Below are 14,369 nucleotides of genomic sequence, written 5' to 3' on the forward strand. Positions count from 1 at the left end.
TCCAAGTGTTCGCTGAGAAAGCGCTAAGGGCCGCTCTTGGCACGCCTGAGACCTAAGCTCGAAGTCAGCAATCTTCGTCGAACCGGACGTCCCGAAAGCATAGGGAATCTCGGTTCCTGACCCCGAGCGGACCTTCAATGTGGGATATGGTACCGACGCTGCGCCGTCTCTCAAAGGCGGACTCGTAGCCCGACTATATCTGCGGAACAGGCCAGGCTCGGGCGGATCCGTCTTTTGGACCGCGACTTAGGATGTCGGGCGCGTTATCTTGGGCGACCTTCTCGAGCCCGAGGGCACCGACGGATGAGGGGCGAAACCACCGCGAGAACAATCGCTTGGCCATTAGCCTCGGGCGCGACGGCCCGGCTCGCCGCTCTTGGGGCGAAGGCTCTTCCGAGCGGAACCGGATGATGGATCCCAGGACCCTGGCCAGTGCGGCCATCTTCGTTCTGACCTACGGCGGTGTTGCACTCGGGCGCATACCTGGGCTTCGGCTCGACCGCGCCGGCATTGCCCTGTTTGGGGCCTCATGCATGCTCGCAGCCGGCGTGCTCACTCCGGAGGAGGCCTACCATGCCGTCGATCTTGATACGATTACCCTGCTGCTTGGCATGATGGTGATCGTGGCGCATCTGCGGCTCTCGGGCTTCTTCCGCCTGATGGACGGCTGGGCGGTTACCCACGCCCATTCGCCCGTGGTGTTGTTGTCGGTAGTCACGCTGACCACGGGCGTCTTCTCCGCTTTCCTCGTCAACGATGCCGTGTGTCTCGTGATGGCCCCGCTCGTGCTGAACGTGACCAAGCGGCTCGGCCGCAACCCGGTTCCGTACCTTCTCGCTGTCGCCATGGGTTCGAACGTGGGCAGCGTCGCGACGATCACTGGCAATCCCCAGAACATGATTATCGGGGTGATCTCCCGGATTCCCTACGCCACGTTTGCGGCCGCTCTGGCGCCTGTGGCGCTGGCAGGTTTGGTCCTGGTCGGCGTTCTGATCGCGACCCTGTGCTGGAGTGAGTTCCGAACCTCCAAAGCACTTCTGGCGGATCCCGGACCAGCACGGATCCACAAACCCCAGATGATCAAGGCCATTCTGATCACCTTGGGCGTGGTGGTCGCATTCTTCGCCGGCGTTCCGGTCGCCAAAGCTGCGATTTCCGGTGCCGCGCTCCTGCTGGTAACGCGGCAGGTCAAGCCGGGCAAGGTGTACCGTGAGATCGACGGCCCCTTGTTGCTCATGTTTGCCGGGCTGTTCATCGTGGTGGCTGGGGCGGAGAAGGCTATGCTGTCTTCTGACGTGATCGAGGCGGTTCGCCACCTGCAACTGGCCAACACTTGGGTTCTCACCGGCATCACGGCCGCTCTGTCGAATCTGGTGAGCAACGTACCTGCCGTGCTCGTGCTCAGGCCCTTTATCGAGGGCCTTCCCGACCAACAGCGGCTCTGGCTGGTGATCGCAATGGCCTCGACGCTGGCCGGCAATCTCACCTTGGTGGGCTCGGTCGCCAACCTGATTGTGGCCGAGAAGGCGCGTGCGGCGGGCGTCGAGGTCGCGTTCGGAACCTACCTGCGCATCGGAGTGCCCATGACTGTGGTTACACTCGCGATGGGAGCATGGTGGCTATCCGGCTTCTCCGGGCCATAGCGCATGCTGTCATTGACCAAGCCTGTGTGCTCTTGGTCTGGCACAAAAGTCCGGTACGCAGAGGATTCCGAGGGGAGGCAGGATGGGGGATTGCCCTGCTCTGACCCAACCCGCACCGTGGTAATGCAGAGGAACTTCCGATTATGGCATTTCTCGGAATTAAGGTGGAGGTCTGCTCACCCGGCGTAAACTGACGTCCGCGAACGGCAGGGAATCTTCAGGAGCTGACCCGGAGCGGTCCACCCGCGATCCCCGTCCGACAAGCCTCGCCTCACAAGCTCAGCTACCTCGTATGGATCGTTGCCGCCCCGCTCCGGCCGGGTGTAGCTTTCCAAAAGCCACGAGAATGGCACCGGGAGGAAGGCTTCGACGTGCGCGCTGGTCCGCACGGGCCACCGGTCTTCGCAGCGAGCGCACCCGCCACCGTCGGTCCGCGTGTCCCGGCGCCGCAGGACGGTTCCCCGGCAACGGCAGCCACCGGACGCATGACCGAGCAGGGGCCACTTCCCGATAGAAGACTTCCGCAACGGCGCCGAGCGGGCGCCTGACACGTGGGGCACCGAACGAGGGTCCCTTGACCGGGGTCCTCACCCACGAGCAGAGGGAGACAACGGTCATGAAGCGCTGCGATCTTCTCGTCGACGTCGGCCGTCGCCGGTTCCTGTCAGGCGCCGGCATGGTCGCGGCGGGCGCCGCCGCCAGCACGGTCCTGCCGCCGGAAGCCAAGGCGGCCATCCCGACCGCCCGGGTGACCTATCCCTCCAACCGGCTCGGCAACGTCAAGGACCTCAAGGTCAACGAGCCGATGGAGGTCGCCTACCCGGACAAGGACGCGCCGGGCGTCCTGCTCAAGCTCGGCAAACGGGTCCAGGGCGGCGCAGGCCCTGACGGCGACATCGTCGGCTTCACCACGATCTGCCCGCACAAGGGTTACCCGCTCGCCTACAACGCCCAGACCCGCACCCTGAACTGCTCCGGGCACTACTCGGTCTTCGACTGCGAGGCCGGCGGCCAGGAGACCTGGGGGCACGCGACCCAGAACCTGCCGCAGTACTCGCTGCGAATCGACGACAAGGGCGACATCTACGCGGAGGGCCTCGATGAGCTCCTCTACGGCCGCCTGTCCAACGTGCTCTGAGGGAGGTTGCGATGGCCTACAAACGACAGATCGACCGCCTTCCGATCATCCCGGCAGATGCGAGGGAACACAACGTGGTGTGCCACTACTGCATCGTCGGGTGCGGCTACAAGGCCTACACCTGGGACATCGACCGGCAGGGCACCACGGACCCGTCCGGCAACAAGTTCGGCGTCGACCTCACGCAGCAGCAGGGCGCCGAGACCGAGGCGTGGTATTCCCCGTCGATGTACAACGTCGTCCGGCAGAACGGGAAGGACGTCCACATCGTCATCAAGCCGGACAAGGGCTGCGTCGTGAACTCGGGTCTCGGTTCGATCCGCGGCGCCCGCATGGCCGAGATGTCCTACTCGCCCGTGCGGAACACCGAGCAGCAACGACTGACGGACCCGATGGTCTGGCGCTACGGCCAGATGCAGCCGACGAGCTGGGAGGATGCCCTCGACCTCGTGGCGCGCGTCACGGCGGCGGTGATCGCCGAGCAGGGCGAGGACGGCCTCTTCGTCTCCGCCTACGACCACGGCGGCGCCGGCGGCGGCTACGAGAACACCTGGGGCACCGGCAAGCTCTACTTCGGCGCCATGAAGATCAAGAACATCCGGATCCACAACCGCCCGGCCTACAACTCCGAGGTCCATGCCACCCGCGATATGGGCGTGGGCGAGCTCAACAACTGCTACGAGGACGCGGAACTCGCCGACACCCTGGTGATGGTCGGGGCGAACTCGCTCGAGACGCAGACAAACTACTTCCTGAACCACTGGGTCCCGAACCTGCGCGGGACATCCATGGATAAGAAACAGGCGCAGTTGCCGGGCGAGCCGCACGAGCCTGCCAGGATCATTGTCGTCGATCCCCGGCGGACCGTAACGATCAATGCCTGCGAGGTGGAGGCCGGCAAGGACCGGGTCATGCACCTCGCCCTCAACCCGGGAACCGACCTCGCGCTGTTCAACGCGTGGCTCACCTACATCGCGGACAAGGGCTGGGTCGACAAGCCGTTCGTCGACGCCTCGACGAAGGACTTCGACAAGGCGCTCGCGGGCAACCGGACCAGCCTGGAAGATGCCGCACGCATCACGGGCTTGACCGTCGACCAGATCCGCCAGTCGGCGGAGTGGATCGCCCAGCCGAAGGCGGGCGGGGCGCGGCGGCGCACGATGATCGCCTACGAGAAAGGGCTGATCTGGGGCAACGACAACTATCGCACCAACGGTGCGCTCGTGAACGTCGCGCTGGCCACCGGCAACATTGGCCGTCCCGGCGGGGGTTGCGTCCGCCTCGGCGGGCACCAGGAGGGGTATTCCCGTCCGTCCGACGCCCATGTCGGGCGGCCCGCCGCCTACGTCGACCAGCTCCTGATCAACGGCAAAGGCGGGGTGCACCACATCTGGGGGTGCGATCACTACAAGACGACCCTGAACGCCCTCCAGTTCAAGCAGGCCTACAAGAAGCGGACCGACTTGGTGAAGGATGCCATGTCCGCCGTGCCCTGGGGCGACCGTCCCGCGATGGTGGCGGCGATCATGGGCGCGATCCGCAAGGGTGGCCTGTTCTCGGTCGACGTCGACATCATTCCGACCCAGATCGGGCAGGCGGCCCATATCTGGCTGCCGGCCGCGACCTCGGGCGAGATGAACCTGACGTCGATGAACGGCGAGCGGCGCATGCGCCTCACCGAGCGCTACATGGACCCGCCCGGACAGTCGATGCCCGACTGCCTGATCGCGGCGCGGATCGCCAACAACCTGGAGCGGGTCTTCCGCGAGATGGGCAAGAACGACGTCGCCGACCGCTTCAAGGGCTTCGACTGGAAGACCGAGGAAGACGCGTTCATGGACGGCTACCACCAGCACGAGAAGGGCGGCGAGTTCGTCACCTACGCCCGGCTGCGGGCCATGGGCACGAACGGCTTCCAGGAGCCGGCGACCGGCGTCGAGGGCATGGGCGCGGTCGCCCAGGGCACGACCACCGGCCAGACGCCCGGGATGGTCGTCCAGGGCCCCGCCATCGAGGGCGCCCGCGGGAAGGAGCCGGTCCAGCCGGGCACGCCGGCCGCGACCCCCGTGGTGCAGGCGATTCCGGCCGGTGCCGAACGGATCATCGGGACGAAGCGCCTGTACGCGGACGGGAAGTTCAACACGAAGGACGGCAAGGCCACCTTCATGGAGACGCAGTGGCGCGGCTTGGAGGCGCCCGGGAAGCAGGCCGAGAAGGACAAGTTCCCGTTCCTGATCAACAATGGGCGCACGAACCATGTCTGGCAGAGCGCCTATCTCGACCAGGAGAACGACCTGGTGATGGACCGCTGGCCTTACCCCTTCATCGAGATGAATCCGCAGGACATGGCGGAGCTAAAGCTCAACCCCGGCGACCTGGTCGAGGTCTACAACGACAACGGCTCGACGCAAGCAATGGCCTATCCCACCGAGCGGGCGAAGCCGAAGCAGACCTTCATGCTGTTCGCCTACCCGATGGGCGTCGTCGGGAATGTGGTCTCGGCCGGGGTGAACGAGTTCATCATCCCGAACTACAAGCAGACCTGGGGCAACATCCGCAAGCTCGCGGACGCGCCCGAGTCGGTGAAGGGCCTGTCCTTCAAGGAAAAGGAGTACACGCCCCCTGCATAGCAATCCTCAGATGCGGGCCTGGTAGCCCGGGCTGCCAGGCTCTTGGGGCCAGGCGATCGAGCCGGATGCGGCTGACAGATGGTCATGGACCCCGTCAATCATCTGCGGCTCCCTGATCCCTTTGGCTCAGCCCGCAATGGGGCTTCGATTCAAAGGGGCATGGTGGCGACGTAGATCGCCAGGATCAGCAGGATGCCGGCTCCCAGGGTGCCGGCCATCCATGGCGCGAGCCGGGTCCCGTAGTGCTCTTCCACGCGTCTTTGGTGCTTGCGGCGGGACAACGTCGGCCTCCTCCCGGTGGATTGATGCACGGTGACGTGTCGGAGCAATCATAATCCGATGGTGACCCCGTGACGATCCCGCGCCGTAGCGTTCGAACGTCGTCGGGAGATGTGGCATCCTGGGCCTTCATCCATCGGGTGCGCCGGTGACATGTCGGTTGCCGGCTTTCACGTGACGCAGGAGATCATGCACCATGGCAAGCACCGGCTCGGCCCCGTCGGAAATCGCTGACGCAAAGGCGGACGGACTGAGGTTGCTGCGTCGCGTCTGCGCGAGGCGATCGACGCCACCCCGGCATCTGGCGGCACCTGGTCCGTCCGAGGACGAGATCCGCATGATCGTGCGGGCGGCCTCCCGAGCGCCGGATCACATGGGCCTGAAGCCATTCCGCTTTATCGTCATCTCACCCGACCGACGTGACGCCCTGGCGGATGCGTTCGAGGCTGCCGAGCGCGAACTCGATCCTGACATCGCGGGCGGGAAGCTCGAGCGCGCCCGTGAGAAGGCTCACCATGCGCCGGTGCTTCTGGCCGTGATCTCCGGCGTGCAAGAGAACGCCGAGGTTCCCGAGATCGAGCAGCGCGCGTCGGCGGGGGCTGCGGTGGGCTATGCGGTTCTGGCCGCCGACCTCCTGGGCTACGGTGCGATGGCCGTGAGCGGCCGCAAGGTCGCGACGAAGGCAATGCAACACACCTTCCACCTCGCCGATAACGAGAAGCTTCTGTGCTTCGTCGGGATCGGAACGCCCGTGAAGGTCAAGGGAGCGCCGCCGGAGCCCGATTCGGAACTCCTGCGGACTTGGCAGCCCGACGCGGGGGAAGCCGACTGATCCCGCGCGGGAATTGGCCGTGCCCGAGGATCAGCTCCTTCGGGCTGTCACCCACAGCAGCTCGACGAGCCCGAGGTTCACGCAGGTCAAACCGGAGAGAACGCCGAGCGCGGCATCCGTGCCGCCCGTTCGACCGGATGGAAAGGTCACGGCCTGTTCGGCGAAGCCAGCCTCTTCCCGTGTCGATCCTTCGGCACCTCATGATCCGCCGCCGCGAGCTTCATGAGCGCCGGCACGCCGGTCGGCGCGTCGGCAAGCCACGGAATGATGATGACCTTGTCGGCCAGATCCCTGCGGACCCGCTCGACCTGCTTCGTTTCCCCGGCCAGCCGCATCCGCAGCAGCGGGTCATGGGTGCCGGCGGCGAGAAGGCTGCGGTTGATCACCCAGGCATAGGGCTCGATCCTCGCCCGGCGAAGGTCCTCCTGGAGCGCGGCGGCTTCCGAGACAGGGGTGGTTTCGGGCAGGGTCACGAGAATGACGTGCGTGTACGCGGGATCCTGGAGCCGCATGAGCGGCGTGACGACCTTGCCCCCGGCATGCGTTTCCTGAGTGTCGGCGATCTGTCGCGTCATCTGCCGGTGATAGGCTCCGGTCGCGTCCAGCAGGAGCAGCGTGTGTCCCGTCGGGGCGGTGTCCAGGACCACGAAGGCGCTGCGCGCCTCCGCGACGATCCGCGAGAAGGCGTGGAACACCGCGACCTCCTCGGTACAGGGCGAGCGCAGGTCCTCGCGCAGCATGGCGCGGCCTTCGTCGTCCAGGGAAGGACCGCGTGCCGCCATGATCTTCTCGATGTACTTCTCCGTTTCCGCCTTCGGATCGATGCGGTCGACGCGCAGGCCCGGCAGATCTCCGGACACGGTCATGGACAGATGTGCTGCCGGATCCGTCGTGCTGAGGTGCACGTCGTGCCCGCGCTGGACCAGGCCGACGGCGACAGCGGCGGCCACCGTGGTCTTGCCCACGCCACCCTTGCCCATCACCATGATCAGTCCTTGCCCCTGGGCCGCCAGGTCATCGATCAGGCGATCAAGTCCCCCCACGTCCTCCGGCAGCGCAGCAGGCGCGGAGCCGTCATCGACTGTGGCCGTTTGAGCCCCTTTCCAGGTCTTCCGGGCGAGCAGCGCCCTCAGGGCCGGCAAGCCGACCATGTCGAAGGAACGCAGCGGGATGGTGTCGGCGGCGAGCGTGCGCAGTGTCGCTGGCATCGTCGCCAACGCCTGCTGTCCGTTGTCCTCCAAGGAACGCGCGATGGGATCGTCGGGATGTGAGGCATGGAACACGCCGTTGATGACGAGCCGCTGGTTGAGCAGGCCGAGTGCCTGGAGCTCTGCCGATGTTCGGGCCGCTTCCGCCAACGCGCTCTTCTCGGGGCGCGTCACCAGGACGATCTCCGTCTCGCGGGCATCGGAGAGCGTGGCCAGCGCTGTGTTGAATCGCTCCTCCTGCATCTTAAGACCGGAGTGAGGACCAAGGCAGGAGGCTCCCTGATCGTTCCCGGCCAGGAAGCCGGTCCATGCCTTCGGCAGGCTCAGGAGGCGCAGGGTGTGTCCCGTGGGGGCCGTGTCGAAGACGATGTGGTCGTAGCCGGTCCCGTCGCTGGCGAGGAGGCCCGCGAACTCGTCGAACGCGGCGATCTCCATGGTGCAGGCGCCGGAGAGTTGCTCACGGACGGTGTCACGCTCCTGTTGGCTCGCATCACGCATCTGGCCGATCACTCTCGCCCGGTATGCGTCCGCGGCCGCCTCGGGGTCGATGTTCAACGCCGACAGGCCGGGAGCCCCAGGCACGAGCGTGGGCCTGTCGCTCAACGCGACCCCGAGCATCTCGTCGAGATTGGAGGCCGGATCGGTACTCACGAGCAGGACCGTCTTGCCCGCCTCGGCCAGGGCCAGCGAGACAGCGCAGGCCACCGAGGTCTTGCCGACGCCGCCCTTGCCCGTGAAGAAGAGATGGCGGGGCGGGCGAGCGAGCAGGCCGAGTGGGTGCCGTTCCGACATGATCGTCAAGCCTTGTGCCTGTCCGGTCTCAGGAGAGCGTCTCGAGGGCAAGGGCAATGCCCTGGCCGCCGCCGATGCACAGGGTCACGATTCCGCGCTTCAGCCCGTCCCTCTGCATGGAGTGGGCGAGCCGCGTGGTCAGGACCGCGCCCGTCGCCCCGATGGGGTGGCCATGGGCAATCGCGCCGCCCTCCACGTTGACGATGTCTTCGGCGAGTCCCAGCTCGCGGGTCACGGCGAGCGCGATGGCGGCGAAGGCCTCGTTGATCTCGACGCGGTCGACATCCTTCACCGACCATCCGGCCCGCTCCAGGGCCTGGCGCACGGCCGGCACCGGTCCGATGCCGAACATGCCCGGCTCCACCGCACCGACGCCGTAGGAAACGAGGCGCACGCTGGGCGTCAGGTCGTTCCGCTCGGCGAAGCCGCGCTCGGCGACGATCATCGCGGCCGCGCCCGTGTTGAGCCCGGGCGCATTGCCGGCCGTGATCGTGCCGTCCTTGCGGAAGGCGGGCTTCAGCTTTGACAGGCTCTCGAGGGTCGTGTCGGCGCGGTTGTGCTCGTCGCGGGCAAACTGCTCCGGACCCTTGCGGCCCTTGATTTCGATCGGGACGATCTCATCCTCGAACTTGCCCTCCGCCTGGGCCTTCGAGAACCGCTGCTGCGATCGCGCGGCCCAACGGTCCTGGTCGGCGCGGGAGATCTGGTGCTGCGAGACGAGGTCCTCGGTGTGCCAGCCCGAATGCTCGCCGGAGAAGGCATCGTTCAGGCCGTCGTGCAGCATGCTGTCGTAGATCTGGGCGGTGCCCATCCGGTAGCCCCACCGCCCTCCGGTCATCAGGTAAGGGGCCATGTCCATGTTCTCCATGCCTCCCGCAATGGCAGCGTCGTGATGCCCGAGCCAGATCTCCTGCGCGGCCGAGGGATAGCCTGTGCGCCGGATCCGCAGACGCGGTTGACCGTCATGGCGGGCACCTCAACCGGAACGCCGCCATGAATGGCCGCCTGCCGGGCCGGGTTCATCTTGTTGCCGGCCTACACGACGTTGCCCATCACCACCGCGCCGAGCTTGCCTGCATGGAGGCCCGACCGCTTCAGCGTCTCGCGCATGACGGCTGCCCCGAGGTCCGTCGCGGGCGTTGACTTCAGGGAGCCATTGTAGGTGCCGATGGCGGTGCGCACCGGGTTGCAAAGCACGATCTCACGCTGGGGCATTGGGGATCTCCTCGTGACGGACTTGATGAAGTGAGGAGCAGCATCGTCCTTCGGGAACGGGTTCACATTGATGTCAATCAAGGCTTGCATCCCATCGGGCATTGCACGGGGATGGAGCCGGATACTTATCCGATCGGCCGTGGCGTCCGGTCGGGGAATGGATAATCCTGATCCCGCACGAATACGCGTGACGATGCAGTCCCGCGGCAACGGGAGACTCCCTCATGACACAGGCCCGAACGGACGTGGTGATCGTCGGTGGAGGACAGGCGGGCCTCGCCGTCGGCTACTACCTGAAGCGGGCCGGACGCGACTTCGTCATCCTGGATGCACAGGATCGCCCCGGCGGGGCATGGCTCCACGGCTGGGACTCGCTGACGCTGTTCTCCCCGGCGGAGTACGGCTCCCTGCCGGGCTGGCAGATGCCGCCGAGCCGAGGCGGAGGCTTCCCGGGCAGGGACGAGGTGATCGACTACCTCGGCCGCTACGAGCGCCGCTACGACCTGCCCGTCATGCATCCCGTGCGGGTGCGAACGGTCGTGCGGGAGGATAGTATCCTTCGGGTCGAGACCGACCGGGGCTTATGGCGTGCGCAGGCAGTGGTCAGCGCCACGGGAACGTGGAGCCACCCCTACGTCCCGGCCTATCCGGGCGCCGAGCTCTTCGAGGGCGACCAGCTTCACTCGGCACGCTACCGCGATCCCGAGCCCTTCCGCGGCAAGACGGTGCTCGTCGTCGGCGGCGGCAACTCGGGGGCGCAGATCCTCGCCGAGGTTTCCCGGGTGGCCCACGCCACCTGGGTCACCGTCTCGGCGCCCCAGTTCCTGCCGGACGACGTCGACGGCCGGGTGCTCTTCCGGCGGGCGACGGACCGGTACCGCGGGCAGGGGGACAATGGCGGCCCTCCGGCCGGAGGGCTGGCCAACATCGTCATGGTGCCGCCCGTGAAGGAGGCGCGGGAGCGCGGCGCCCTCGAGAGCGTGCGGCCCTTTACGCGCTTCACCCGCACGGGCGTCGTCTGGGAGGACGGCTCCGAGACACAGGTCGATGCCGTGATCTGGTGCACGGGCTTCCGGCCCGCGCTCGATCACCTGCGCACTCTCGGCATCATCACACCGGATGGCCGAATCGGGGTCGACGGCAACCGCTCGGTCCGCGAGCCGCGCCTCTGGCTGATGGGCTACGGCGACTGGACGGGGTTTGCTTCGGCCACCCTGGTCGGCGCGACCAGGACGGCGCGCGAGCTGTCCCGCAACCTCCTCGCCGCCTTGGATGCAGAGGCCGTCGATGTTTCCTGAGAAGGGCCAGGCCTGCCGCACTTCCGAACCGTTAGTCGGTTCTAATCCTCGGGCAGGGGCAACCCAGGGAGCAGCCCGATGGAAACCCGCATCGATGAGATCGGCGACCGCATCTACCGCCTCTCGACCCACGTGCCCGACATCGTGCCGCCGGCCGGCTTCACCTTCAACCAGTTCCTCGTGCTCGGCGATGAGCCGCTCCTGTTCCATACCGGGTTGCGGAAGATGTTTCCGCTCGTGTCCGAAGCCGTTTCCCGGATCATGCTCGTCCAGGACCTGCGCTGGATCACGTTCGGCCACTACGAGGCCGACGAGTGCGGTGCCATGAACGAATGGCTAGCCGTGGCCCCGAACGCGCAGGTCGCGCATGGGATGACCGGATGCCTCGTCTCTCTGAACGACATGGCGGACCGCCCGCCGCGGGTGCTGTCGAACGGCGAGGTGATCGACATCGGCGGCAAGCGGATCCAGTACATCGACACGCCCCATGTGCCGCACGGCTGGGATGCAGGAGTGATCTACGAGGAGACCACCGGGACGCTGTTCTGCGGCGATCTCTTTACGCATCTGGGCAACGGCCCCGCGATCACCGAAGGCGACATCGTCGGCCCGGCGCTCGCGGCCGAGGACATCTTCTACGACACGAGCCTCGGGCCGAGCATCGCGCCGACGGTTCGCCGGCTGGCAGACCTGGCCCCGCGCACCCTGGCCCTGATGCACGGCTCGTCCTTCGTCGGTGACACGGCGGCAGCCCTCCACGACCTGGCCAGCGCTTACGATCGGCGCCTGCGCGCCGCTATGGCCGGGGCATCGGGCTGAACTCAGCCCTCCCGGGTGGTCACCCACAGCAGCCCCACGAGGGCGATGTTCAGGGACGTCATCCCTGCAAGGAAGCCGATGCCGTTCCCGGCGCCGTAGAGTGCAAGAGCAAGCGCCAGAATGGGGAAGCCGAGAAGAAGCAGGATGATCCCGCTCGCGACGAGGGTAACGGAGGCCGCCATGGTCCAGATCGGGTGATAGTGGCGGCCGAAGGCCATCTCGACGATGCGGGCGCCGACCTGAAAGGGGCCGACCAGCGCGCCGAGGGCGACGGCTGCCGCCAGCCCGAGGCCACGGGCTTGGAGGAGGGTGAGCAGGTGCCCCCCGATCATGGAGGCCGTGACCGCCCCGAGGGTGAGGATCGTGGCGAGCAGCGCGAACGCGCGGGTGCGCCGGCTTCCGGTCAGTGGGGACGGGGAGGGCACACCGGGCTTCGTGCCGGATGCCTTGTTGATGCTCCGCACCGACCCGATGCCGGGGACGACGAGGGCGTGAAGCGGAAGGGACACGAGAACCTGGATCGCGGCGTAGGCCGCACAGGCTCCGCGCCAGCCGAAGTGCTCGACGAGCCACGCGCTGAGCGGCCAGCAGACCGTGCTGGCGAAACCGCCCCACAGGGTCAGGGTGGTGATCGCGCGACGCGCATCCCGGCCGTACACGCGGCCCAGCGTGGCGAACCCGGCATCGTAGAGACCCGACCCCATGCCGAGGCCCATCACCAGCCAAGCTATCAGGTAGCCGGGAAGACTGTCGGCGAGCGCGAGGGTGGCGAGCCCGGCGGCGAGCAGCACTGAGCTGGCGACGAGGACCGGACGGCCGCCCTTGGCGTCGATGGTGCGCCCGACCCGCGGCGCGACCAGCCCGGCCGCGAGCAGGCCGACGGACAGCCCGCCCACGACCCAGCCGAGCGACCATCCGGTGTCGGCGGCGATCGGCTGGGCGAGCACGGCCGGCAGGTAGAAGGACGATCCCCAGGCGAGGATCTGCGTGATCCCGAGGGCGGAGATGACCACCCTCGGACTCGGCTTCGGCAGGGCGGATTCGTTCGCCAGGGACTCACTCACTGGGTTCGACACGGGCTGATCTCAGCAGCAGCCCGCAGGTTCCGCAACCTTCTCCGGTGCCTTCGCGGGACCACAGCCGCATCCGCTCTGGCCCTCGGCCTTGGCCTCGGCGACGCAGCAGGCATTCACTGTCGCCGGGGCGGGACCGCCACAGCAGCCCGAGGATGCCGGCGTACCGTCGACGGGAAGGTTGGTCGAGCACACGCCTGTCTCCGGCAGGACGAGGTGGACGTCGTCGGCGGCCGCGAGGTCTCCGGCGATGGCCGCCACGACCGAGCGGACCTGCTCGTAGCCGGTCAGCATCAGGAAGGTCGGGGCACGCCCGTAACTCTTGATGCCAACCGCGTAAAAGCCCGGTTCCGGGTGGGCGAGTTCGCGATGGCCGTGCGGCGGGACCGATCCGCAGGAGTGCAGGTTGGGGTCGATCAGCGGCCCGAGCGCCTTGGAACTCTCCAGCCACGGGTCGAGGTCGAGCCGCAGTTCGCGGGTGAGGTTCAGGTCCGGGCGCTGGCCGGTGGACACCACGATCCGGTCGACGGGGCCGACCTCGCGGAGGCCGTTCGCCGTCTCGCCTTCGACCACGACCTGTTCGCCAGTGGCCCGCACGCGGACGACCGAGAAGCCGGAGACCAGCGTGATCCGGCCGCTGTCGACGAGCGCCTTGAGGCTGGAGCCGAGTTCGCCGCGGGCCGGGAGTTGGTCGGCACGGCCGCCGCCGTACACCCGCATGAGATTCTCGCCACGGGTCGCCCACACGATGGACGTCGCGAGGTTGCGCTCCGCCAGCTTCGCGAGGTCGAGGAGGACGTTGGCGGCCGAGTGCCCGGCGCCGACGACGAGGGTCGTTTTACCTTCATAGGTGGCGCGGTCGCGTCCGCCGACGTCGGGGATGCCGTAGGCGATGCTTGCCGCGTTCTCGGCCTCGCCCTCGGCGATGATTCCGCCCGCACCCAAGGGATTCGGTGCCGTCCACGTCCCGGAGGCGTCGATCACCGCCCGCGCCAAGTCGCGCCGGATGGCGCCGTTCCCGTCGGAGACAGCGAGCACGAACGGCTTGGTGCCACGGCCCTTGCTGAGGACCTTGTCGGCGCCATGCCGGGTGATCGCCGTCACCTTCGCGTTGGTCTCGATCACCGCCGCCATCTCCGGCGTCGCGGCGAGCGGCCTGAGATAGGATTCGTACAGGTCCGATCCCGTCGGCATGGCCTTCCCGGGCGGCTCCTGCCAGCCATGGGCCTCGAGCAGCGCACGGGCGGCCGTGTCGGTGTTGTACTCCCACGGCGAGAACAGGCGGACGTGGCCCCAGTCGCGGACGTGGGCGGCGACCGTCTCACCTGCCTCGTAGACCTTCACGGGCAAACCTCGCTGGATGAGGTGGGCGGCGGCGGCCAATCCGACGGGACCTGCGCCGATGACGGCGACGGGAAGGGTCTCATGCGAGGTCATGGGCA

10 protein-coding genes and 1 pseudogene are annotated in these 14,369 nt (G+C 67.3%); 6 read left to right on the plus strand and 5 right to left on the minus strand.

The genetic code is table 11. The features are described from left to right. The first annotated feature begins 410 nt into the window (after positions 1-410). The 3 genes from ACS5Q0_RS23995 to ACS5Q0_RS24005 all read left to right on the plus strand — a co-directional run bounded on the left by ACS5Q0_RS23995 (position 411) and on the right by ACS5Q0_RS24005 (position 5,411). On the plus strand, positions 411-1,643 hold the full coding sequence (locus tag ACS5Q0_RS23995) for an anion transporter (protein ID WP_473129207.1): 1,233 nt from the start codon (positions 411-413) through the stop codon (positions 1,641-1,643). Between the two features lie 616 nt (positions 1,644-2,259). Next, positions 2,260-2,781, plus strand: coding sequence for an arsenate reductase (azurin) small subunit (locus tag ACS5Q0_RS24000; protein WP_473129170.1), 522 nt, complete (start codon positions 2,260-2,262; stop codon positions 2,779-2,781). Positions 2,782-2,792: 11 nt separating this feature from the next. Then, the gene (locus ACS5Q0_RS24005; RefSeq protein ID WP_473129171.1) at positions 2,793-5,411 is read left to right on the plus strand and encodes an arsenate reductase (azurin) large subunit; all 2,619 of its coding nucleotides are present in this window, start codon (positions 2,793-2,795) and stop codon (positions 5,409-5,411) included. A gap of 149 nt (positions 5,412-5,560) precedes the next feature. On the opposite strand, the gene ACS5Q0_RS24010 is transcribed toward ACS5Q0_RS24005, so the two are convergent. Next, positions 5,561-5,692, minus strand: coding sequence for a hypothetical protein (locus tag ACS5Q0_RS24010; RefSeq protein ID WP_473129172.1), 132 nt, complete (start codon positions 5,690-5,692; stop codon positions 5,561-5,563). 194 nt (positions 5,693-5,886) lie between these two features. Between ACS5Q0_RS24010 and ACS5Q0_RS24015 the strand changes: the two genes are divergently transcribed. Continuing rightward, positions 5,887-6,522 carry a nitroreductase family protein gene (locus ACS5Q0_RS24015; protein WP_473129173.1) on the plus strand — a complete coding sequence of 212 codons (636 nt, stop codon included), beginning with the start codon at positions 5,887-5,889 and terminating at the stop codon, positions 6,520-6,522. Between the two features lie 146 nt (positions 6,523-6,668). Here the strand turns inward: ACS5Q0_RS24015 and arsA are convergent, their stop codons facing one another. After that, positions 6,669-8,522, minus strand: a complete 1,854-nt coding sequence (arsA, locus tag ACS5Q0_RS24020) for an arsenical pump-driving ATPase (RefSeq protein ID WP_473129174.1) — start codon at positions 8,520-8,522, stop codon at positions 6,669-6,671. 28 nt (positions 8,523-8,550) lie between these two features. Beyond that, positions 8,551-9,737 (minus strand): annotated as a pseudogene (locus ACS5Q0_RS24025) (thiolase family protein). A gap of 224 nt (positions 9,738-9,961) precedes the next feature. Between ACS5Q0_RS24025 and ACS5Q0_RS24030 the strand changes: the two are divergent. Then, positions 9,962-11,035, plus strand: a complete 1,074-nt coding sequence (locus ACS5Q0_RS24030; RefSeq protein ID WP_473129175.1) for an ArsO family NAD(P)H-dependent flavin-containing monooxygenase — start codon at positions 9,962-9,964, stop codon at positions 11,033-11,035. 78 nt (positions 11,036-11,113) lie between these two features. Further along, positions 11,114-11,854 (plus strand): oxygen-binding di-iron domain-containing protein, encoded by a 741-nt coding sequence (locus ACS5Q0_RS24035; protein ID WP_473129176.1) that lies wholly within the window; start codon positions 11,114-11,116, stop codon positions 11,852-11,854. Positions 11,855-11,856: 2 nt separating this feature from the next. On the opposite strand, the gene ACS5Q0_RS24040 is transcribed toward ACS5Q0_RS24035, so the two are convergent. Both ACS5Q0_RS24040 and ACS5Q0_RS24045 read right to left on the minus strand, forming a co-directional pair. After that, positions 11,857-12,930 (minus strand): MFS transporter, encoded by a 1,074-nt coding sequence (locus ACS5Q0_RS24040; RefSeq protein ID WP_473129177.1) that lies wholly within the window; start codon positions 12,928-12,930, stop codon positions 11,857-11,859. A gap of 9 nt (positions 12,931-12,939) precedes the next feature. Next, positions 12,940-14,364, minus strand: a complete 1,425-nt coding sequence (locus tag ACS5Q0_RS24045) for an FAD-dependent oxidoreductase (protein ID WP_473129178.1) — start codon at positions 14,362-14,364, stop codon at positions 12,940-12,942. Positions 14,365-14,369: the final 5 nt, after the last annotated feature.

The sequence above is a fragment of the Microvirga sp. HS2 genome (assembly GCF_055792805.1).